The sequence below is a fragment of the Methanomicrobium sp. W14 genome, from assembly GCF_017875315.1.
Lineage (GTDB): Archaea > Halobacteriota > Methanomicrobia > Methanomicrobiales > Methanomicrobiaceae > Methanomicrobium.
The window spans coordinates 1,072,821-1,094,992 of sequence record NZ_JAGGMM010000001.1 but is presented as its reverse complement, the minus strand read 5'-3'; the positions used below and the strand labels follow the sequence as shown (position 1 = coordinate 1,094,992).

The window sequence follows — 22,172 nt, the reverse complement described above, 5'->3', positions numbered from 1 at the left end:
TAATAAAAAAAATTATGGTCCTGTTTAATTTTTTTAAGTATTTTGTCATTTTTTTTGCAATGATTTTTATAATCTTCCCGGTATCTGCCGAATCGGCGGGAAGTTCCTGGAATTTTACGGAGGTTGACACCGGCGGTAACGCCGGGTTTTATTGTTCGCTTGATTTCAATCCGGTTACGCATTATCCTGCCATAAGTTATAAAGAACCAAAATCCGACAGCCTCAGGTTTGCATGGTAAGACGAAAATACATGGAATATTAACAAAAACCTGACTAAAGGGTCATACTATGGCAAATTGTCTTTTAGTCATGCAGGTAATCCGTCAATCGTATTTTATTCCGCTCTTCCATCAAAGAATATAAAATTCATAATCACGCATTCCGGTGACTGGAAAAATTCAGGAGTCTGGAATGAAAGCGTTGTAGTTCCGGGAGCGCAAATGTCCCATCCTGACATTGCCTATAACGACTCTGACGTTCCACTTGTTTCCTCGTGTGGTTCTGCATTCAAACTGATTTTTTCGTACTGCAACGGAAGTTTATGGAAAAATCAGAAAGCCTCTGGTTCCTGTTATCTTTATACATCGGTTGCAGTGAATCCGGTTACAAAAATGCCGGCAATAGCATACTATGCTGGTTCTTCCGATAAAAAACTGTATTATACCGAATTTGACGGTTTTACGTGGAGCTGGGGGAGATGTGTGCACAAAGAGGGTGGATATGGGAAAAGCTGCTCTCTTGCTTTCAACAGTTCCGGTTACCCCGGGATAGCCTACATTCAGGATAAAACCGGGGACCTGTGGTATGCATGGTATAGCGGTTCATCATGGAACAGGATGTGTGTGGATGATGTATCCCCATACAAAAAGGTTCCTGATGTAAGTCTTGCTTACAACAGATCGGGTTGTCCCGGGATAAGCTATTATGACGGACGTAATGGTTATCCCGGTGATCTGAAATTTGCCTTTTGTCGGGATGTAAGTCCGGGTTTGTGGGATATTGAGAATGTTTATTCCGATTCTGACTCCGGAATTTACAATTCGCTTGAATTTGACCCTGTATTGGATATGCCGTGTATCGCATTTTACAAAGAAGAAGGAACTTCAACAGCTTCGGGAGGTTCTCTTTATTACTGCAAAAAGGGTTTTTCTCCTGATTCAAATTTCAGCTATGATGTATATCCGGGGGATGATTCTATCTTTGTGTCTTTTTCTGACAAAACATTTTCACAGATTCATGTAAACGGGTATCACTGGGATTTCGGTGATAATACGACTTATGACGGACGAAATCCCCCTGTTCATCACTATAAATACGCAGGAGAATATATTGTCTCCCTGAATACAACAAATCTTTTCGGGTGTGATAAAATCGTCAAAAATATCACTATAAATCCATTTTCTTTATTTTTTAAGGATAAAACTCGTGGAAATGCACCTTTAACCGTAAATTTTGCAGACAAAAGTCTTGGGATGCCGTCTGTGTGGAATCTTTCGTTTGGCGACGGTGAATATTACAACACTACAGGTTTTTTTCCAGAAAGATTGTCCCATTTATACAAAAAGGCGGGAATCTATGATGTCTCTCTTTTAACTGACAGAGACGGCCTTTCTGATCTGAAAATCTGCGAAAATGCAGTGACAGCAGATTTGAACACATCGTTTGACACAAGTATTCTTTCTGGTAAAGCTCCTCTTACCGTTTCTTTTAACGATACAACAAAAGGTGAACCGGAGTCATTTAGATGGAGTATAGACGGCATTTACATTTCAGATGAAAAAAATTTCACATATACTTTCGCGTTGCCCGGACTTTATAATGTCACTCTTAATGCCTCAACAGGGCCTTTGTCATGCCTGTGCTCTGTTAAAGTGACTGTAAACGAAAATTCATCATCAAAAATAAAGAGACCTGTGCGTGACTATGCAGATACCGATGCATCTTCTGATGGTTATCATGGTATTCGGGAAAATGAAGAGAATAAGATGAATAAATCTATTGTATATGCATATGATCTCAATGCAGGAGACATAGTTTCGTTCAACTTTAGCAAAGGCTCAATTAAAAAATTGTCAGTCGCTGTCAGAAGGCATATAGAAAAAATTATGTTTGAAGTGGAAAGCGGAAAAAAACCGCAGGAAAATTATATTCGCCGTTTGTCGCCGGTATATGAATATGAAAATATCAGTATGAAGTGGTCTCCCGAATCTTCGCTTGTTGCAGCCTCGGTAAGATTTGATGTTAATAAAAGCTGGCTTAAGAGATATGAAAAAAACGGTGAAAATGTTATTTTTAAGATCTATAACAGCAAAAGAGGAGTGTGGTCAGGACTTCCTGTTGAAACTGACGGTTGCAATGATGATTTATGCTCTTACTCTGCAAGAATACCAAAATTTTCGTATTTTGCCATAAGCGTCGAAAAAAATACTCTGTACATGCCTTCAAATACAACTGATCTGAAGGCTTTTTCTGATAAAGTAAAGGGGAGTAATGCAAAAAGAAATTATGCAGCACCTTACGGGGTTTCAGGATAATTTCAGCCTTTCAGAGCCCCTGGAGTAAAATATAAGATCTTATCATATATATTTATCGTATAAGCCATAATCTGCAATAATTATTGTCTCTTAATATAACTATTGCCCTGTGAGGGGATAATCTATTATAGTGGCCGGGATGAAAATAATATGTTTTATCTAAAAAGAGTGATTTGACATGAAAAAAGTTACTGGTCTTTTTCTGGTATTGGTTGTAGCCGGGTTTGTCATGATTTCAGGCTGCACCCAGACTTCTTCGGATACCGGTTCAGGTACAAATGCAACCGGTACAGAGGAGATTAACTTCGGGTATCAGCCTAGTACGCATCAGCTTGCTTATATGACGGCGATGAGTAAAGGATGGTGGGAGCAAAACCTTGCTTCTTACGGTTACAGTATAGACTCGTCCAAAAACGAGTATCAGTTCCCTACAGGGGCACCTGAGATGCAGGCTATGCTCGGAGGAGACATAGATGTTGCATATGTTGGCGCTGCGCCTGTTCTTTCAGCTATATCAACGGGTCTTGATGCAAAGATTGTCGGTGCTGTACAGACCCAGGGTTCTGCAATTGTGGTAAGGCCTGATATAAACTATACCGGACCTGAGTCTCTTGTAGGAAAGACAATTGCGACGTTCCCGGAGGGGACCATCCAGGATACACTTCTCCGCGAATGGTTCGCCGATAACGGCATCGATGCCGACAACGACGTTGACATAAGGCCGATGGGCCCCGGAGACGCAATCACCGCAATCACCGCCGGTCAGGTTGATGCAGTATTCCTTCCTGCACCTTCGCCTACTATCATACAGAATGACGGCAGCGGAAAGATTGTAGAGTGGTCAGGAAATATGAGTCCGAACCACCCGTGCTGCGTCCTGGTTGTAAGCGGCAAGTTGATTCGCGATAACCCGGATGCGGTCACTGAGATTGTAAAGACGCATATCCAGGCTACGGAATATAACAAGAAACACCTGGATGAAGCGGCGGGAATCTACGCAAATTATACCAAAAACACGAAAGAAGTTGCGGAACAGTCATTTGAGAACTGGGACGGCAACTGGGTGTCTGATCCGAACCTTATCGTTGACGGCGTAATGTCGTATGTAAAAACACAGAACGAACTCGGGTATATCACGAAGAACCTCACAAAGGACGACATATTCGATCTTTCGTTTTATGAAAAGGCAACGTCTTCCGCCTGAACTCCCTCTTAAAACTATTTTTTAAGAGAATTTATCTGCATGTATCTGTATGCATTTATCACGGGGGGAAATCGTAATAATCAGTGACTTTTCAGACTATTTTTATATAATAGTGGATTTACTTTTCATAAGGACTGACAGTTTAAGGATATACTAAAATGGCTGCAAAAAATACGGAGAACAGAAATAAGATTCTGTATCCTGTCACATCAATTATAGTTTTTATCCTGGTATGGCAGATTATAGCCGAATTCCTCGTGGGAAACCCATTTCTTCTGCCGAGTTTCACCGACACGGTTTCGGCTTTTCTGAATATGGTTTTTGGGACAAAAGGGACTCTTCTCAATGATCTTGGTTACAGTCTTCTGCACTTCTTTATAGGGATGTTTTTCGCGCTGGCTGTCGGAATTCCTGTCGGAATTGCGATGGGCTGGTTTAAAAATGTTAACCGGGCGTTAAACCCTGTAATTGAACTCATACGCCCGATACCACCGCTTGCATGGATTCCTTTTGCAATAATCTGGTTCGGGCTCACAAATGCCGCAGCAGGGTTTATAATATTCATTGGTGCGGTTTTTCCTATAATTATCAATACTTATACCGGTTTTAAGGGAGTTCCTAAGGTTTTTATAGAGGCCGGCAAGGTTTTGGGGTGCACGAGCAACCTGAACCTGATAAGGCATATTGCGTTTCCGTCGGCCGTGCCGTCTATAATATCAGGCATCAGGATCTCCATGGGTGTCGGCTGGATGTGTCTTGTAGGTGCCGAAATATTCGGCGCCGGAAGCGGCAAATACGGACTTGGAAAGAACCTGTGGACTTACTATAACCTTCACCAGATGCCAAGCGTCGTAGTCTACATGGTTATTCTCGGTTTTATCGGCATAGTAATTGACCAGCTTTTCAGGTATTATGTCAACACCCAGATGCTGAAGTGGCAGGAGGACTTGTAAATGGCGCTTTTATCGATAGAACACTTAAGAAAAGTATTCTCTGAAGATGAGGACGATGAGGTCGTAGCCCTCGACGACATAAATCTTTCAGTCGAGGACGAGGAGTTCATATGCCTTGTGGGGCCGTCCGGGTGCGGCAAAACGACTCTTTTAAGGATTATAGCAGGTCTTGAATACCCTACATCAGGTTCAGCCGTTTTAAGCGGCAGAGATATCTCCGGGCCTGACCCCGAGAGGGGCATGGTTTTCCAGGAATATTCACTGTTCCCGTGGCTCAGCGTGGCTGATAATATTGTATTCGGTCTGAGCATGAAAGGAGCACCGAAAAAAGAGAAAAAGGATGCGGCTGACAAATACCTTGATCTGGTAGGCTTAAAACAGTTTTCAGGCTCGTTTCCGCATGAACTTTCCGGGGGTATGCGCCAGAGGGTCGCCATAGCGCGTGCACTTGCAAATGATCCGAAAATTCTTCTGATGGACGAGCCTTTCGGCGCCCTTGACGCACAGACAAGAAACATGATGCAGAGAGAGCTTCTCGAAATATGGAAGCGGGCAAAAAAGACTATACTTTTTGTGACCCACAGTGTCGACGAGGCTGTATTTCTTGCTGACAGAATTGTCGTAATGTCCCCGCGGCCCGGAAAGATTCGTGAGATAGTTGAAGTAAAAATCCCGCGATGCAGGGACAGAACGGCACCCGAGTTCGGTCACCTGCGCAAATATGTACTCTCACTTATGGGCGAGGGTACAAACTAGACTGTATTTTTTTACCCTGGAACTCACGGATAGTTAGCTTTATTAGGATTTATCCCCATTTTTTATAGCACATTTAGATAGCTAGGAGTTTATACAAAATGGTTCGAAAACCCGCGAAAATGTACAGGGCACTTGCAAAGAAGGCATACACCAGACGTGAATACATGGGCGGTGTACCCGGCTCCAAGGTTGTCCAGTTTGATATGGGAAACAACCAGCAGGATTTCCCGGTTGAGATCTCAATTCAGGCAGACGAAGCGTGCCAGATCCAGAACAAGGCTCTGGAAGCGGCCCGTATGACAGTCAACAGAAAGCTGCTGAAAGATATCGGCAGGATGAACTACCACTTTAAGCTTCGTACATACCCGCACCAGGTGCTTCGTGAAAACAAGCAGGCTACAGGTGCCGGTGCAGACCGTGTGTCTGAAGGTATGAGGATGGCTTTCGGAAAGGCAGTCGGAACAGCGGCACGTGTTGAAGAGCGCCAGAAAATATTCACTGTATATACGACAGAGTCCTATATTGAAAAAGCAAAGGCCGCTCTTAATTCAGCAGGATACAAACTTCCTACTCCTACACGCATTGTTGTCAGCATAAAAAAGACAGATGCCTGAATAATTCCCAGATAAAGATTTTTTGATAATTTTTTTATCATTCAAAATTTGTACAGCGGGATAAATTCAAGCCTTATTTTATTATTTTTTTCAGACGCCTAATTTACCAGACTTAAACGGGGTTTTCAGTTTTTTTTATTAGTTTTTGTTATTACTGTGAATGCAGGACAGGCCTGATATTTAATGCAACAGGTTTCATAGATGTTCCGGGCCTGTTTTCAGAACCTTTTGGTTCATATAATAAACCGCCTGCATTCTGCCAATATATACCTGATTCTTTCCTACTATACCATGCAGGAGCCAAAGAGACGGAACTGAAGAGAAGTCTTTTTGGCCGGAAACAGAAAGGAGCTGAAAAAGAAAATGAAGAAATATTTTATGCTGATTGCAGTTATTCTGCTCATTGCGGCAGCCTTTGTGGCAATTCCCGCAAGTGCAGGATATGTCCAGGGAACTGACTATTCAGGCTGCCACGGGCAGGCACTGCACCAGAACTGTGAAGACTATTCATACGGGGTATGTGACGGCAGCTATTGCTACCAGAACTCCGGGAACACCTGCCTTAACAGTGGTACATGCAGCCATTGCGGGGGACACTATTACAGAAACTGCAACTGCATCTGAAAACACCACTGAGAATTCAGAATTCAATCTTTTTTTAATCGCAATGCTTTTGTTTTTACTTTTGCTGTCTGGCCCGGGCAGGCTTATTCGACGACTGTCCTTACGGAAAGCGATGTAATAAGTGACAGCAGTTCACCGGCGCTTTTGTATCTGTCCTGCGGGTCTTTTCTGGTGCATCCCGAGATTATTTTTTTAAGTTTTTCATCGTTTATGCAGTCCGGGACAAACCCCCCGCGTATTTCACCGGCACGCTTTTCAAAAACATCTCTTCCACATATCATCCATATCATCAGAAGACCAGTCTGGTAGATATCGGTTTTTTCAGTGCACCGTCCTTCTGGCAAGAGCTGTTCGGGTGCGGCAAACGCCGGTGTATAACCTTTAATCCCTTCATAATTCCCATCTGCACCTGTGTATCTTCCTGTCCCCCAGTCTGTAATTTTCGGGGTGAAGCTGTCGTCTATTAAAATATTCCCGGGTTTGATGTCACAGTGGACGACTCCTTTTTTATGGGCATATGAAAGCCCGTTTAAAATCCCGGACGTTATTATCAATGCAATGTCCCTGTCAAGAGGGTTTTGGAGTGTGTCAAGCGAGTCTCCGACGAACTCTGTCTCGGCGTATGGCACCGGAAAGACGTTTACTGACTTTAATTCAACGATATTTTTGTGCTTAAGTTTTTCCCAGATTCCTGTCTCCTGAAGAAAGATTTTTCCGGATTTTTCGTCCCTTTGAGCGGGGATTTTCAGTGCAACCGTACTTCCACCTGCTTTAGGTTTTGCGGAATATACAGATGATGTGCCGCCCCTTTTTATGAGAGACACATCAGAGTATTTTTCATAAAGCTCTTTTGGAAAGCCGTAATCTGACCCGGACATACTGTCGGTTTTTTTCTCTTTGTAATCCGGTGCCAGTCTCTCATTATCCGGGTTTTCTTTTTTGTCCGTTTTGTTTTTTACGAGGACTATGTAGAGAACAAGAGCGACAAGAATTATTACGACTGCGAAAAGTCCGTATATTATTGGAAGCGTTAAGGAACCTGAACCAAAACCTGCCATCATGCCCTGCATCCCATATGATCCGTTGCCGTTGTGACCCATCCCTGTATCGTGGTGGAGTTCATCGTCTTCTGCCAGAACACCTGAAAAGGCCGCATGGGCGGGGATAACCACTGCGGTCGTAAGCAAAAAGACAAGGACCGCCTGTATGAAACTTTTTTTTGACAATAATGTTTCTTTCATCTTCACCAGAGTTTATTTCAGTTATGTATGTTTTCGGATTTTCTTTCTTTTTGCGTGTGAAAAACAAATGACGCCTTGTCTTTTCCCCTTCCGAGTTCTATCATATCCCCGTCTGAAAGAGAAGTTTTGACGAATTCCATGATTTTTTTGCTGTTTACGTAAGTTCCCCCCGTGCTTCCCTCGTCATTTATTCTCCAGACACCGTTTTCAAGAGATATTGTCGCGTGAGGTTTTGAAATCCTTGTAACACCCCTGTATTCGTCTCCAAGGACTATGTCGCAGTCTTCTCCAGGGTCGTCATTTGCGGAAGGGTCAGACCTTCCTATTTTTATTCTGTCTTTTTTTATGAGGAAAACTGTCCCGTCGTCTTTTCCTCCAAGGAGGACAAGAACCGGCATGCCTGATGAGATTTCATCGTCAATCATTTTTCTGATCTCTGACAGTTTTCCGGTAAGTTCAGGGTTTTTTATTTCCAGATTGCAGAAACTACTGACATTTCTCGCGACAAGCTCAAGGCCCCCGGGGACAGTGGAGTATTTCCAGACGGCGTGCACGCCTTTTGAGGTCGGTTTTCCAACGCCGGCCTCTTTTCTGATGACTCCGGCCTTCAGAAGTTTGTTGATGTGCTTTTTTGTATTCTCATAGCTTGTCCCGGTTTCGTTTGCGATTTCACGGATGTCCTTTGGGTTGTCCTCTGTAATCTTCAGTATCCTTAAGCGTGTCGGGTTTCCTAAGACGCTGAGATAATCCGAAAGCTTTTCGTAAAATCCCGGACTTTCATCGTCAGTTATTGTCCTGTATATATCATCCGGCATAAGTCATCAGGAGGAATATTATTTTTACGGCAGGTTTTTTAGTTTCTGTTTTTGATTTGGTATTTAATACAGCATTTGTCATTGAATAAAAAATATCCGTCAGGACAATTTTGTTCATTCCAGGCGCATGTTTATGAAATATCGGGCAGATATCTTATAAAATCATTAGAACCCGGTTGGTGCAGATGCTTAGGGAAAGAGTGGCGCAGGCCGCGGAAAAAGCTGTCAGGGAGGCTGAAATTCACCTGCCTCCCGATTTTCTGCGGGCGCTTGAAAAAACGATATCAAAAGAGACAGCAGATGTGGCGAAGGCTGAATACGAAAATATACTTGAGAATCTCAGGCAGGCTGACAGCCTGAGTGTCCCTATCTGCCAGGATACTGGTCTGCACATATTCTTTGTGACACTGCCGCCGAAAATTCCGCTTTCGGCTGATATCTATGAAGGTATAAACGACGGGCTCAGGGAGGCTACAAAAGACATACCGTTAAGGCCGAACGCCGTTGACCCGCTTACAAGGCGGAATTCAGGCGATAATACCGGAGAGATGACCCCTGCCGTTCATATAAGGCCAGGTGAGAAGTTTACAATAACCGCCGTGCCTAAAGGCGGGGGAAGCGAGAACATGTCAAGACTTTCAATGCTTCTGCCGTCCGAAACTGAGAAGATAAAGAGTTTTGTTGTCGAAACAATGCTCGTTGCAGGGGGAAGACCCTGCCCCCCGGTAGTCCTCGGTGTTGGTATAGGAAGCACTTTCGATGGTGTCGCGGCACTGGCAAAGGAGGCGCTTTTGGAGCCTGTCGACAGTATGGATGAATATGAACAGGAGCTGTGTGATGCGGTAAACAGCCTTGGAATTGGTCCTATGGGTCTTGGAGGTGACTTCACCTGCATTGCAGTCAAGGTGAAAAAAGGCTACTGCCATACTGCATCCCTTCCCGTTGCCGTAAACGTTCAGTGCTGGGTAAACCGCAGGGCTACGGTTGAAGTTGACACGGAGGGGCTGTTATGACCGAACTTAATACGCCTCTTGGAGATGAGGTTTTAAGCCTGAGGGCAGGAGACAGGGTTCATCTTTCCGGGACAATTTTTACCGCAAGGGACGAGGCTCACCTGAGGATGATAAAGGACGGAGTCCCTTTTGATCCAAAGGGTGCGGCAGTGTATCACTGCGGTCCTGTCATAAAGGGTTCAAGAATTGTTGCGGCAGGTCCCACGACCTCTGCAAGACTCAATAATATCTGCGGTTTTCTTCTCAACGAGGGTGTACGCGCTTTTATAGGCAAGGGCGGCATGGGAGAAAATGTCCTTGGGGCGCTTTTCGGGAAAGGTGTTTACCTGGCGTATACAGGTGGGTGTGCTGCTCTTGCAGCGTCACGCATGAAGCTTAAGGGAGTTTTTTTTGAAGACCTCGGAATGGCTGAGGCGGTATGGGTAATTGATATGGACCGGCTTCCCCTGACTGTAGGGATGGACTCGCGGGGCGGTGATATCTACAGTGATGTGCGGAGAAGGGCGGCCGACCGGTTTAAAATGATTAATAATGAATAAATCATTCTTCTTAAACGAAAACAGCAAAAAACAAATTTTATACGAAAAAAATTATGTTTTTTACGTCTCCTGTTACCCCGGTCTTGGGCGTTATGGTCATAAAGAATGTATTTAGTAGCATTGTTGCGCAATAATATTGTCAGAATATCAGAACGGGTCAAAGTCATGAAACTAGTTATTGATGAAAGTCGCTGCAAAGGATGCAATTTGTGTACGCTTGTCTGCCCCTATAAAATATTTCAGGAGGGCAGCAAACTGAATAAGAAAGGAATAATTGTTCCAAGTCTTGACAGACCCGGCAGATGTACTAACTGCAGACTGCAGAAATTATATGACAGGCGCCTGTGCGGAGTGTGCCAGCTGATTTGCCCGGACCAGGCCATCAGGTGGGTTGAAGAGAAGCCCTGTGAACCAATGGATGTGGTGATCGAGTTTTGAGCAGAATTGAATTTATGCAGGGAAATATCGCGTGTGCCGAAGGTGCGCTTGCTGCCGGGTGCACGTTTTACGGCGGATACCCGATAACTCCGTCAACCGAGATAGCCGAGCACATGGCGAAAATGATGCCAAAGCTTGGGAGGACATTTATACAGATGGAGGATGAGCTTGCAAGCATCTCCTCTGTTATAGGTGCGTCATGGACAGGAGCAAAGGCTATGACCGCAACAAGCGGCCCGGGATTTTCCCTTATGATGGAGAATCTCGGTTATGCTGTTATGACTGAGACGCCATGCGTTATCGTTGATATCCAGAGAGGAGGACCCTCGACCGGTCAGCCTACAATGTCTGCGCAGGGTGACATGATGCAGTGCCGTTTCGGCTCTCACGGGGACTACAGCATAATTGCCCTGACTCCTTCAACTGTTCAGGAGATGTTTGAACTCACGGTAAAGGCCTTCAATCTTGCCGAAAGATTCCGTTGCCCTGTTTTTCTGATGTCTGATGAGACTATAGGCCACATGAGGGAAAGAATCATAATCCCGGATTCTGTTGAAACATTCAGCAGAAAGCCTGCTGAAAAAGGAAGACTTCCCTTTGAGCCCGATTCAGATCTCGTGCCCGGCTTCCCTGTGTTCGGCGAAGGGCACAGGGTCCATGTAACCGGCCTTACCCATAACACGAAGGGCTACCCTGAGACAACAAGCCACGAAACGCAGTCTTCTCTGGTAAAAAGACTGTCCGAAAAGATTGAATCGAAAAGATATGAGATTGCGGATTATGACTTGGTAAATCCCGGTGCCGGGATTGTTTTTCTTACCTACGGGCCTGCGACGAGGACAGTCCGCCAGGTAATAAAGGACAGGAGCGACCTTGTTATCGGTCATATAAATCTTCGTATGGTCTGGCCTTTCCCTGAAAGGGTGCTTTCTGAGTTTAAATCCGCACGCGTATTCATAGTCCCGGAGATGAACCTCGGACAGATCTCCCGGGAGGTCGAAAGGCATACGAATGTTGCGGTAAAATCCCTCCCCAAGCTTGGAGGCGAGATGCATACACCAAAAGAACTTACAGAGGCAATGGAGGAGTACCTGTGACAGTTTCTTTTGACGAATGGTACAGGCAGGAGAGGATGCCGCATATATTCTGTACAGGATGCGGGAACGGGACCGTCCTGAACTGTACCCTTAATGCGGTCTCTGATATGGGGTGGGATATAGACAATACAATATTCGTATCCGGAATCGGCTGTTCCTCACGCTCGTCGGGTTATGTTGCAACCGATTCTCTTCATACAACTCACGGGCGTGCACTTGCTTTTGCAACGGGCGTTAAAATGGCGAAACCAAAGTTTAACGTGGTTGTCTTCACCGGAGACGGGGACCTTTCTGCAATCGGGGGAAATCACTTCATCCACTCATGCAGGAGAAATATTGACATGACTGTCGTCTGCATGAACAATATGATATACGGAATGACCGGGGGGCAGGGAAGTCCGTGCACACCTGTCGGTGCGATATCAACGACAACACCGTATGGTGCTGGAGAACCTGTGTTTGACCTTGCAGAGCTTGCTGTTGCGGCAGGGGCAAACTACTCTGCAAGGTGGACCACCTATCATGTAAAACAGCTCACAAAAGCTATCAAAACCGGGATGGAGACACAGGGTTTTTCGTTTATCGAGGCAGTTTCGCAGTGCCCTACGTCATTTGGCCGCAGGAACAAGCTAAAAAGCCCTGTCGAGATGATAGAGTACATGAAGACACACTCTATACTTCTTTCAAGGAAAAAAGATCTTGAGGCAAACGGTGAATGCCCTGAAAACGGTACGTTTACAGTAGGGGAGTTTGTAAGACGCGGTCGTCCGGCAATGGGGGTATACAAAGAATGAGGCATGAAATTCTGTTCTCGGGTTTTGGTGGCCAGGGTATAATTCTCTCTGCCGTTATCCTGGGCCGTGCTGCTGCAATATACGACAAGAAATTTGCTGTGCAGACACAGGTATACGGTCCCGAGGCAAGAGGAGGTGCGTCGATGTCTGCTGTAGTTATCGACGACGAGGAAATTCTATATCCTGAGGTGTCAAAGCCTGACATCTTTGTGATAATGTCCCAGCAGGGATTTGAAAAATACGGTTCAGGCGCATCGGATGATGCATTTATGCTCTATGATTCGGATCTTGTCTTCTCAAATCCGGGATGCAGAAATCTTTCCGTTCCTGCAACTAAAGAGGCGAAAAGACTTACGGGAAGGGTTATTGTTGCAAATATTATTATGATCGGCTCTCTTGTAAGCGCGACGGGGGTCGTAAGCAGGGAGGCAATAGAGATGGCGGTTATGGACAGCGTTCCCAAAGGTACCGAACAGCTCAATATGAAGGCTTTGAACGCGGGATTTGAACTTGGTGTTTAACGGAGGAGAAACGATTTGAAACTTTTGGAATTTGAGGCTAAGGATATTTTTAAAAAATACGGAATACCGGTAGGGGAGGGCTTTTTAATATCCGGCCCCGGTGAAATAGACGAAAGATGCAAAAATCTTGGTGATGAGGTTGTCTTAAAGGCCCAGGTTGATGTGGGTGGACGTGGAAAAGCCGGGGGAATTATAGTTTCTGACGTAAAATCCGCAAAAGAAAATGCCAGACTTCTTTTTTCAAGAGACATTAAGGGTGTAACCGTTGATAAAATCCTTGTAGAGGAAAAACTTCCTATAGAAAAGGAGTATTACGTAAGCATCTCAATTGACAGGGCAAGAAAAGAGCCTGTGATTCTTTTTTCTGATACTGGCGGAGTTGATATCGAGCAGACTGCAGAGGAAAACCCGCAGGCGGTACAGAGGGTATGGATTGCACCTGTACTTCATGATATTCCTGCCTTTATGATGAGAAGGCTTCTTAAGGGTGTTCCGAAAGAGCTTGGCCCCGTAATCAATGCCCTTTATCATGTATACTGCAAAAGTGACGCTCTTCTCGCAGAAATAAATCCTCTTGTAACTACGAAAAGAGGCGTTTATGCAGCAGACGCCAAACTTATAATCGATGACAACGCCCTGTACAGGCAGGGAATAGAGGTCAACCGTGACCTTACCGAAAGAGAAAGGCGTGCCGAAAAATACGGCTTTTCATATGTCGAGCTTGACGGATCAATTGGCGTCATAGGAAACGGTGCAGGTCTTACGATGTCGACTCTTGACCTTATCTCCCTGTATGGCGGGAAGGCCGCGAATTTCCTTGATGTCGGCGGAGGGGCAGGAGAGGACAGGGTATGCAGCGCTGTAAGGCTTGTCTCGGAGATGCCCGGTGTAAAGATTATTATCGTGAACCTCCTCGGGGGGATTACAAGGTGCGATGAGGTGGCCCGCGGCATAGTAAAGGCCGGGGTCGACCAGAAGGTTGCTGTGCGGCTTGCAGGGACAAATGAGGAGGAAGGCAGGAAAATCCTCGGGGAATACGGGTATATGATGCTTGATACGATGGATGAAATCGTAAAGTTTGCAGTATCGGAGGCATCGCAATGATATACGGCGACAAGAACACAAAAGTGATTGTACAGAACGCTACCGGAAAACAGGGAGCCTTTCACTTATCCCTGATGAACCAGTACGCAGAAGACGTAGGTGGTTTCGGTGTCGTTGCAGGGGTGACTCCGGGAAAAGGAGGTCAGGAAATTCACGGTGTTCCTGTATATGACTCTGTAAGAGAGGCTCTTGCAGAGCACGACGCATCGGCAAGCGTTCTTTTTGTCCCGGGAAGTGGTGCAGGCGACTCTATTATGGAGGCCGCATACAACGGTCTTGACCTTGTCGTTGCAATTACAGAGCATATTCCTGTCCATGACACCATGAAAGCTATTTCCTATGCACGCCTGGAAGGGTGCACGGTGATTGGTCCCAACTGCCCGGGAACGCTTTCGCCCGGAGAGATTAAGCTTGGAATTATGCCTGTCAACCTGTCAGTCCCCGGCAGCGTTGGTGTCATCTCAAGAAGCGGAACCCTTACATACGAAGTTGTAAACGAGCTTACAATGGCAGGAATCGGACAGAGTACAATTGTCGGAATAGGCGGAGACCCTGTAATCGGCCAGACTTTCGTTGATGTTCTTGAAAGGTTTGAGGAAGACCCGCAGACCGAGGCTGTCGTATTAATCGGCGAGGTTGGCGGAAACCTTGAGGAGGAAGGAGCATCGTATACCGATCTTCCGATTGTCACCTATATCGCCGGAATTTCAGCTCCCCCGGAGAAGAGAATGGGCCATGCCGGTGCAATAGTTGCAGGCGGGGAAGGCGATGCAGGATCAAAGATTCGGCGCCTTGAGTCACAGGGTGTGACTGTTGCAAGAAAACCTTCTGATATCCCCGGACTTCTACAGGAAATGCTTTAAATAAAAAAGTGAGAATTCTATTCCTGTGGAATCTTCACAACCTCTACTTATGATGCAGAAGGCATCTGAAATTGCAGTGAGTATAGGAGCGAAGGCTATAGTATCCTTCATAAAGCCGTTTTCTTTTAAGTCCGATATACCTTTGCTCTGGGTTGAGGATCTTCAGCTTGATGTTTTAAAGGACCTTACCATGCATGATATCCTTGAGATATCCGAGAAGCACCTGAATGATGCGGCTGTACAGATATATCTGTGCAAAAACTACGAAGAAGGTCAGGTCGTCGGAGTTTTCCCTTATGCAATACTTATTTACGACATAAGGGACGGTCCGGGTTTTATCAACGTAAAAGACTATGACGGTATTGCAAACCGCGATGTGGTATCGGCTGTCCTGAGGCTTGCTCTTGATATAGCGGTCGAGGGAAGGGAAGGAAGAAAGGTAGGCACGGCGTTTATTATCGGAAATCCTGATGATATAATGAAAAATTCACACCAGGCGATAATAAACCCCTACAAAGGGCAGCACCCGGATGACTGCGACATCAAAAATGAGCATAACTGGGAGAGCATAAAAGAGTTTTCGCAGCTTGACGGCGTTTTTGTCGTAGACAATGAGGGAAAGATTGTTGCGGCCGGAAGATACCTGAATATAAATACAGGCTCTATAAACCTTCCGGGCGGCATGGGGGGAAGGCATCTTGCGGCGGCAGCGATAACTCTTGACCTTCCTGTTATCGGCATCACAGTATCCGAGTCCGGTGGAGTTGTAAGAGTATTTCATGGTGGAAAGTGCGTGCAGACAATCCGCTCTGATTTAAGGATAAGGTGGTAGGGTTACTGAAACCCCCGTGTTTGTCCTGCCGGAAAGCTGTAATTTTTATGTATCCAAATAAATTATGTCCGGAAAAAACTGCTGGCAAAAAAGTTCTGCGCGGTCAGGATAATTATCCAAACAGTATTTTGAGTTATTAATTTTCGGTGTATATCAGTTCACGGCCGTTTTTCCCGGAGGTGCATACTAGTAATTTATTATGGTATAAAATAACACTACTAATAATAAATTTTCCTGGAGAATGAACAATAATATGCAGAGAAATATCGGAGTAGAGAGGATCCTTCAGACACCTATAGAAAAGCAGCGTATTGAAATAGTTGAAAGAAAGGGTATCGGTCATCCTGACAGTCTTGCTGACGGAATTGCGGAGTCCGTGTCAAGGGCCCTTTCAAAAGCATATCTTGAGGAATGCGACGCAGTCCTTCACCACAATACTGACCAGGGCGAGATTGTAGCCGGAGAGTCCATCCCTAAATTCGGGGGGGGGAAGATTACAAGGCCTATATATGTTCTTCTGACCGGAAGGGCGACAAAAAGCTATGAAGGAGTCACAATCCCTACTGACTCCATAGCAATAGAGGCTGCACGGAATTACCTAAAGGAGACTCTTCAGTTCATGAACATGGAGCACGATGTTATTGTCGACTGCAGGATGGGTGTCGGTTCATCAGACCTGCGTGACGTCTTCAAGGCATGCGGAAACAACACGGTGGCCCATGCAAACGATACCTCGTTCGGTATCGGGCATGCACCTTTCAGCGACCTTGAGAGTACAATTCTGAATGTAAGCGACCATATAGACAGGGACGTCAGGCCAAAGAACCCGGTTATCGGAACCGACATAAAGATAATGGGTCTCCGCCAGGACGACACCATATCTCTTACACTCTGCGTGCCTATGATCGACCGTTTCTGCTCTGATATGAGCGAATACACAGAGGCTGTGGAGTTCATAAAGGAGGACGTGGCAAACTTCGCCTCGAAGTCTACAGAGAGAAAAGTCAACGTATTCGTAAACACTGGTGACAGGGTTGACCAGAACAGCGTGTTTCTGACAGTCATCGGGACGTCTGCAGAGATGGGCGATGACGGAAGTGTGGGCAGGGGAAACCGCTGCAATGGTCTTATCACTCCGCAACGCCCGATGAGCATGGAAGCCACAAGCGGCAAGAACCCGATAAATCATATCGGAAAGATTTACAACCTTCTTTCTACGGAAATTGCTAAAAAATGCGTAAAGGAGGTTGACGGAATAGAAGACTTGTATGTCCGCCTGCTCTCGCAAATAGGAAAACCGATAGACTATCCGCTTGTTGCAAGTGCGCAGTATATACTTTCGGAAGATGACGGTGACTGCGCCAGAATAGAGAAGGATATTTCCGCAATAATCGACTATTCTCTTGAAAATATAAATGAAATTACTGAGAAAGTCATCCGCGGTGAATTAAAGACCTTCTAAAAAACATATATACTATTTTAATAATGAATCCAAATGCAAAAGACAGGAGTATTCTGCGTCTTGCAATACCAAACAAGGGCAGAATTGCGGATCCTGTCATCGAACTGGTTGAATCCGGGGGACTGAAGCTTGAAAACAGCAGAACCCGCAGACTTATCTCAAAGACATCAGATCCTGATATAGAGGTCCTTTTTGCAAGGCCTGCCGATATTCCGGAATATGTTGCAAACGGCGCTGCCGATATAGGCATAACAGGAAGGGATATGGTCCTTGAGAGGGGGTCGGTTGTAGATGAGATACTTGACCTGAAATCAGGTCACGCAAGGCTTGTCCTGGCAGTCCCCGAAGACTCCGGGATAACATCGTCAAAGCAGCTTGGGGGTATGAAGGTTGCAACCGAGTTTCCGGGTATATGTGGCAAATACTTTGATGAAATTGGCGTAGATGTCGTTCTTGTCCCGGTTGGCGGTGCATGCGAGGCGGCTCCGTACCTGGGTATTGCAGATGCAATCGTCGACCTGACATCTTCAGGGACAACCCTTGCCACAAACAACCTGAGAATTGTAGATGAAATTCTGGACTCAACGACAATTCTTATAGGAAATCCCGGTTCACGCAAAAAATTCCATGAAAAAATTGACGAGTTCTGCCTTGCAATCGACAGCGTTATCCACGCAAGGGGTCAGCGCTATCTCATGATGAATGTTGAGCGCAGTTATCTTGATGACGTAAGGGCTGTACTTCCGGGTCTCTCCGGCCCGACGGTTATGGATGTAGTCTCAGACAAAAGCATGGTTGCAGTACATGCGGTAGTCTCAGAAGACCACCTGTATTCGCTTGTGAGTACTTTAAAGCGTGCAGGCGCAAAGGACATCCTTGTTGTGCCGATTGAAAGGATGATCAGGTAAATACCATGAAAGTGTTTCCTGCGGTAGATATTCTCGGGGGCAAATGCGTTCAGCTTGTTCAGGGCAGGCGTGAAAATGCAACGGTTTATGGTAGTCCTCTTGAGTGTGCAGAAAGATGGCTGTCAAAGGGTGCGGATGCACTTCACGTGATAAATCTTGACGGTGCATTCGGGAAAAGCCGGGTCAACGCCGGGCTAATAAAAGATTTGATCTCAGAGACTGGCGTATTTGTTCAGCTTGGCGGGGGCATAAGAAGTACTGGGGACGCCTTTTCATGGCTTGAAACAGGTGTCGACAGGATTATTCTCGGGACTCTTGCAATAGAGAAGCCTGAATCGATAACCGCGGTTTCAGACATGTTCGGAAAAGATTCAGTTGTTGCAGGTGTGGATGCAAAGAAAGGTCAGGTTGTCGTCAGGGGATGGGAGGAGCCTGCCGGGGATTACATTGAGTGGGCTGAAAAGTTTGAAAGTCTTGGTGCAGGCTCTCTTCTTTTTACGAACGTCGATGTAGAGGGCCTTCAGAACGGAATTGATGCAGGACCTGTAAGAAGGCTTATTGAGAACACTCACCTCCCTGTGACAGCGGCAGGAGGCATCTCAGGGCCTTCTGATGTAGCAACACTAAAAAGCATGGGTGTTGATGGTATAATACTGGGTTCCGCCCTTTACAGTGGCAGGATATCCCTTGAAGACGCACTGGAGATCTGCAGATGAGAAGTTTTGAGGTTTCAAGAGAGACAAAGGAAACTTTCGTAAGTGTGTTCATCCTCCTCGAAGGTTCGGGGATTGTGAATTCCGACACGAAAATACCTTTTCTGGACCATATGCTCAACGCAATGGGGAGGCACGGAGGGTTTGACCTTACGGTAGAGGCCAGAGGGGATCTGGAAGTTGATATGCACCACACGGTCGAGGACGTGGGGATTGTGCTCGGTCAGACGATAGACGGTGCTCTCGGTGACAAAAAGGGCATAGAAAGGTTTTATCATACCTCCGTCCCGATGGACGAGGCGATTGCGACTGCAACGCTTGACCTTGGCGGTCGCCCTTACCTTGTGATGAACGGAGAATTTTCGGGAGGTCTTCCTTTTCCCAACTCTCTCGTAGAGCATTTTTTCTACAGCCTTTGTTTAAATGCAAAAATAACCGCTCATCTTTCATTCTCAGGAAGAGACGACCACCATATGTGCGAGGCCCTCTTCAAGGCTTTCGGGGTCTGTCTTTCAAAGGCTTCACATGTAGACCCGGGTAAGGGTATACCAAGCACAAAAGGCTCACTATAAAATTTTAAACCATTTTTAACCTTTGATAGCATTATCCCGGCCGGGTTTTGGAATATTTAGCCTTTTAGCTGTTATAATGGATATTTTTCAAAACAGCCCGTAACGGACTGCTACAGACTTTGTGTCCGCTTTAAAATTTTAGAAACAGATTGCTTTAACTTAGAGTTTTTCAAAAGAAGAAAATTTCAGGCGTTAACCGCCATGTCAACATCTTCCTTTTTGATTGTCTTTCTGCCTGCATGGAGTGCATACTTGCTTGCCTCTTTTGTGAGTTTTGCAATGTAGTCCTCTGCTGCATCAACTATTGCCTGAGCAGCATCGCTGCCTACTCTCTCAGCACCGTTCTTCTTTGCAATCCTTACGACTGCTGCAATTGGTAGATCATTTGCCATTTCAATTCCACCTCAAATGAAAGTATATCGGTGAATATAAATACTTTTTGGGATTTTAATCCCTTTTTTACTTCCAAAACAGATATCTAATTGATTATATCATTTTTTTGTCATTTTGGAGTGGTGCTTGTCTCTGAAAAAATAACGCCATTAAATCAGATATTTTCTAAAAATATCAATATATCTTGGTTTTTAGTTTTTTGCCAGAGAAATAGCGAGTAAAACGGCATTGGAATAATCGCTGCCGGCGCGCGATGTATCCACGAATATTTTGCCGATATTTACCACCGGTGCTCCATGTGCCTCCCCCTCCCCGAGCAGGCACAGCGTGCGGAAAATGAGGTTTCCGGATATTCCGTCAGGCGCTATAACTATGCCGTGTCCTTTTACCGCGTCCTCAATCATAACCTCACAGTTGTCCGAGCCCGTGAGTTCTGCAACAGTATCTGCGTCATGTATTGTCCTGTCGACGATTTTGTGGCGCCCAAGGTCTCCTGTCCGTCCTCCTGAGAGGACTGCGGTCTTCGGATTTATCCCTGCTTTTTTTGCAAGCGGCCTTGACGCCCTGATAAACTCAATTTTTTCCTCAATAGTCCAGCCTTCGTCAACGCCTACAGGTGCGAGCAGAAACCTTGTTCCTTTTGCTGTCTGCAAAAAAGCTACCCTTCTCAGTGAGGATACGCCAGAAGCCTCTTTCAGGGCTTTCAGCGTGATGTTTGCAGGAAGAGTCCCCCTTACAGCTGCATCGATTTTTCCGGAATAAAGGGCTTTTATTATGTCTGTACAGGGGTTTGGAGAGACCGAGTAACAGACTCCGGGAAATATTTTATCAGGCATGCAGGCCGAAAAAATAACATATTCCGCCTTTCCTTTTATTTTTTCAAGGCTGTCATGAATTTTCTGTATGTTCTTATCCGCGCCGATTCCGATAATCATTGTTTAGCACCGGAAAAATTATTCAAAAAGGCACATTATGCCTTCTTTCGTGAGATCAAAAACAGAACTCTCTTTTTTGTTGTATTTTATCGTGAGATTTTCACTGCTGTTGACAGAGCCTATGTCTGACGCAGTCATATTTGCACCCTCAAACATTGCAAGGACTTCAGGCACGTTCTTCTCTTCGGCTGTTACTATAAAACCCATTCCCGGGTACATTCTGACCCACTGGGAAAAAGGAATTCCAATCTCAGAAAGGTTTGGAACAGGTATTTTTCCAAGGTCTATCTCGGCACCTGCCTCGCTTGTTTCAAGAAGCATCCCAAGTGTTCCTATAATTCCCGGGTTGCTTATGTCTTTTCCCGCTGTCAGGAGGTGCTTTTCTCCAAGCTTCTGCATTACCTTTATCTGATTTCTGACCTCTTCGTCGCTTCTGATTGTAGCGGAATCCCAGTTAAGTGCGCACGAAGGATGAACTCTCCCCTTAAGATCAATTGCTGCGATAACCCTGTCGCCGGGTTTTGCAGTGTGGGAGAATATTGCGTTCTCAGTCTTTACGATTCCCATTATAGCAACGTCTACAGCGGAAAACTCTGAATCGGGGTGCAAATGGCCGCCTACTATCGGTACGTTGAATTTCCTGCAGGCGTCCGACATCCCGCGGAGGACTTCGTGGCAGATTTTTTCGCTGTGGACCGAGAGTATGTCCACCATTGCAAGGGGCCTTCCTCCCATGGCCGCAATATCGTGGACGTTTACAAGTACCGAGCAGAAACCGGCCCAGAACGGGTCTGCCTCCATAAGCATGCTCCATATGCCGTCCGCGGCAAGAAGTATTCCGTCATCATTGTTTTTGATAAGCGCGGCGTCCTCCCCGAACGAGACTAAAACATCATCTGTATCAAGCCTGAGACAGCGAATAATCTCACCTATTGCGTGCTTTCTGGTAACGCCTGCATATTCCCTGACTGCTTTTGCAATCAACTCTGTGGAACAGTTTTCCTCCACAATAACACCAACTAAACTACTTTTTTGGTTTTGTATATACTAAAATATAATCTGGACGCTTTTGTCCCGGAAGAGGCCGGCCTGAAAAATATTCTGAAATCAGCCAGAACTTTTAGCGTTTAGGATATGTAATTTCAGGGGTTTAAACAGGTGCGAACCACTTAATATTTCCTATTTAACTCTTTTTTTCTTTACAAGTATCTACTGCATAGAATTTATACCGTTCATTAGATTACTTT

General features: G+C 45.5%; 25 protein-coding genes. 20 read left to right on the top strand and 5 right to left on the bottom strand.

The genetic code is table 11. The features are described from left to right. Nucleotides 1–59 precede the first annotated feature (59 nt). From J2128_RS05790 to J2128_RS05760, 7 genes are all read left to right on the top strand, one after another. Complete coding sequence (locus J2128_RS05790; protein ID WP_209690141.1) at nt 60–239, top strand: hypothetical protein; 180 nt, start codon at nt 60–62, stop codon at nt 237–239. 57 nt (nt 240–296) lie between these two features. After that, nucleotides 297–2,534 (top strand): PKD domain-containing protein, encoded by a 2,238-nt coding sequence (locus tag J2128_RS05785; RefSeq protein WP_209690140.1) that lies wholly within the window; start codon nt 297–299, stop codon nt 2,532–2,534. Between the two features lie 178 nt (nt 2,535–2,712). Beyond that, nucleotides 2,713–3,738 (top strand): ABC transporter substrate-binding protein, encoded by a 1,026-nt coding sequence (locus J2128_RS05780; RefSeq protein ID WP_209690139.1) that lies wholly within the window; start codon nt 2,713–2,715, stop codon nt 3,736–3,738. Between the two features lie 158 nt (nt 3,739–3,896). Next, nucleotides 3,897–4,691, top strand: coding sequence for an ABC transporter permease (locus J2128_RS05775; protein ID WP_209690138.1), 795 nt, complete (start codon nt 3,897–3,899; stop codon nt 4,689–4,691). Then, the gene (locus J2128_RS05770; RefSeq protein WP_209690137.1) at nt 4,692–5,447 is read left to right on the top strand and encodes an ABC transporter ATP-binding protein; all 756 of its coding nucleotides are present in this window, start codon (nt 4,692–4,694) and stop codon (nt 5,445–5,447) included. It begins immediately after the preceding gene. Between the two features lie 98 nt (nt 5,448–5,545). After that, nucleotides 5,546–6,061, top strand: coding sequence for a 50S ribosomal protein L16 (locus tag J2128_RS05765; protein ID WP_209690136.1), 516 nt, complete (start codon nt 5,546–5,548; stop codon nt 6,059–6,061). Between the two features lie 363 nt (nt 6,062–6,424). Next, the gene (locus tag J2128_RS05760; protein WP_209690135.1) at nt 6,425–6,685 is read left to right on the top strand and encodes a hypothetical protein; all 261 of its coding nucleotides are present in this window, start codon (nt 6,425–6,427) and stop codon (nt 6,683–6,685) included. 83 nt (nt 6,686–6,768) lie between these two features. Here J2128_RS05760 and J2128_RS05755 read toward each other — a convergent pair whose 3' ends face one another. Further along, nucleotides 6,769–7,926, bottom strand: a complete 1,158-nt coding sequence (locus J2128_RS05755) for a serine/threonine-protein kinase (protein ID WP_209690134.1) — start codon at nt 7,924–7,926, stop codon at nt 6,769–6,771. A 17-nt stretch (nt 7,927–7,943) separates the two neighbouring features. Next, nucleotides 7,944–8,741: an FHA domain-containing protein gene (locus J2128_RS05750; RefSeq protein WP_209690133.1), complete on the bottom strand. Its 798-nt coding sequence runs from the start codon at nt 8,739–8,741 to the stop codon at nt 7,944–7,946. 185 nt (nt 8,742–8,926) lie between these two features. Here J2128_RS05750 and J2128_RS05745 point away from each other — a divergent pair, with 185 nt between their 5' ends. From J2128_RS05745 to hisB, 13 genes are all read left to right on the top strand, one after another. Further along, nucleotides 8,927–9,754, top strand: a complete 828-nt coding sequence (locus J2128_RS05745; protein ID WP_209690132.1) for a fumarate hydratase — start codon at nt 8,927–8,929, stop codon at nt 9,752–9,754. Beyond that, nucleotides 9,751–10,293, top strand: coding sequence for a FumA C-terminus/TtdB family hydratase beta subunit (locus J2128_RS05740; RefSeq protein ID WP_209690131.1), 543 nt, complete (start codon nt 9,751–9,753; stop codon nt 10,291–10,293). Before J2128_RS05745 ends, J2128_RS05740 begins: the two co-directional genes overlap by 4 nt. 165 nt (nt 10,294–10,458) lie before the next feature. Then, on the top strand, nt 10,459–10,731 hold the full coding sequence (locus J2128_RS05735) for a ferredoxin family protein (protein WP_209690130.1): 273 nt from the start codon (nt 10,459–10,461) through the stop codon (nt 10,729–10,731). Continuing rightward, nucleotides 10,728–11,828, top strand: a complete 1,101-nt coding sequence (locus J2128_RS05730; protein WP_209690129.1) for a 2-oxoacid:acceptor oxidoreductase subunit alpha — start codon at nt 10,728–10,730, stop codon at nt 11,826–11,828. Before J2128_RS05735 ends, J2128_RS05730 begins: the two co-directional genes overlap by 4 nt. A gap of 35 nt (nt 11,829–11,863) precedes the next feature. Then, a complete protein-coding gene (locus J2128_RS05725) occupies nt 11,864–12,622 on the top strand; it encodes a thiamine pyrophosphate-dependent enzyme (protein WP_209690221.1) in 759 nt (252 codons plus the stop codon). Next, a complete protein-coding gene (locus J2128_RS05720) occupies nt 12,619–13,143 on the top strand; it encodes a 2-oxoacid:acceptor oxidoreductase family protein (RefSeq protein WP_209690128.1) in 525 nt (174 codons plus the stop codon). The genes J2128_RS05725 and J2128_RS05720 overlap by 4 nt, the downstream gene beginning before the upstream one ends. Nucleotides 13,144–13,158: 15 nt before the next feature. After that, nucleotides 13,159–14,247 carry a succinate--CoA ligase subunit beta gene (locus J2128_RS05715; protein ID WP_209690127.1) on the top strand — a complete coding sequence of 363 codons (1,089 nt, stop codon included), beginning with the start codon at nt 13,159–13,161 and terminating at the stop codon, nt 14,245–14,247. Beyond that, nucleotides 14,244–15,110, top strand: a complete 867-nt coding sequence (sucD, locus tag J2128_RS05710) for a succinate--CoA ligase subunit alpha (RefSeq protein WP_209690126.1) — start codon at nt 14,244–14,246, stop codon at nt 15,108–15,110. Before J2128_RS05715 ends, sucD begins: the two co-directional genes overlap by 4 nt. A 49-nt stretch (nt 15,111–15,159) precedes the next feature. After that, complete coding sequence (locus J2128_RS05705) at nt 15,160–15,942, top strand: diadenylate cyclase (protein WP_209690125.1); 783 nt, start codon at nt 15,160–15,162, stop codon at nt 15,940–15,942. Nucleotides 15,943–16,195: 253 nt separating this feature from the next. Then, on the top strand, nt 16,196–17,404 hold the full coding sequence (locus J2128_RS05700; protein ID WP_209690124.1) for a methionine adenosyltransferase: 1,209 nt from the start codon (nt 16,196–16,198) through the stop codon (nt 17,402–17,404). A gap of 23 nt (nt 17,405–17,427) precedes the next feature. After that, nucleotides 17,428–18,312: an ATP phosphoribosyltransferase gene (gene hisG / locus J2128_RS05695; protein WP_209690123.1), complete on the top strand. Its 885-nt coding sequence runs from the start codon at nt 17,428–17,430 to the stop codon at nt 18,310–18,312. Nucleotides 18,313–18,317: 5 nt separating this feature from the next. Next, a complete protein-coding gene (gene hisA / locus J2128_RS05690) occupies nt 18,318–19,028 on the top strand; it encodes a 1-(5-phosphoribosyl)-5-[(5-phosphoribosylamino)methylideneamino]imidazole-4-carboxamide isomerase (protein WP_209690122.1) in 711 nt (236 codons plus the stop codon). Next, complete coding sequence (gene hisB, locus J2128_RS05685) at nt 19,025–19,597, top strand: imidazoleglycerol-phosphate dehydratase HisB (RefSeq protein ID WP_209690121.1); 573 nt, start codon at nt 19,025–19,027, stop codon at nt 19,595–19,597. Before hisA ends, hisB begins: the two co-directional genes overlap by 4 nt. A 185-nt stretch (nt 19,598–19,782) precedes the next feature. On the opposite strand, the gene J2128_RS05680 is transcribed toward hisB, so the two are convergent. From J2128_RS05680 to J2128_RS05670, 3 genes are all read right to left on the bottom strand, one after another. Beyond that, a complete protein-coding gene (locus J2128_RS05680; protein WP_209690120.1) occupies nt 19,783–19,989 on the bottom strand; it encodes a histone family protein in 207 nt (68 codons plus the stop codon). Nucleotides 19,990–20,181: 192 nt separating this feature from the next. Next, the gene (mtxX, locus tag J2128_RS05675; protein WP_209690119.1) at nt 20,182–20,925 is read right to left on the bottom strand and encodes a methanogenesis marker protein Mmp4/MtxX; all 744 of its coding nucleotides are present in this window, start codon (nt 20,923–20,925) and stop codon (nt 20,182–20,184) included. Between the two features lie 18 nt (nt 20,926–20,943). Next, nucleotides 20,944–21,933 carry a methanogenesis marker 2 protein gene (locus J2128_RS05670; RefSeq protein ID WP_209690118.1) on the bottom strand — a complete coding sequence of 330 codons (990 nt, stop codon included), beginning with the start codon at nt 21,931–21,933 and terminating at the stop codon, nt 20,944–20,946. Nucleotides 21,934–22,172: the final 239 nt, after the last annotated feature.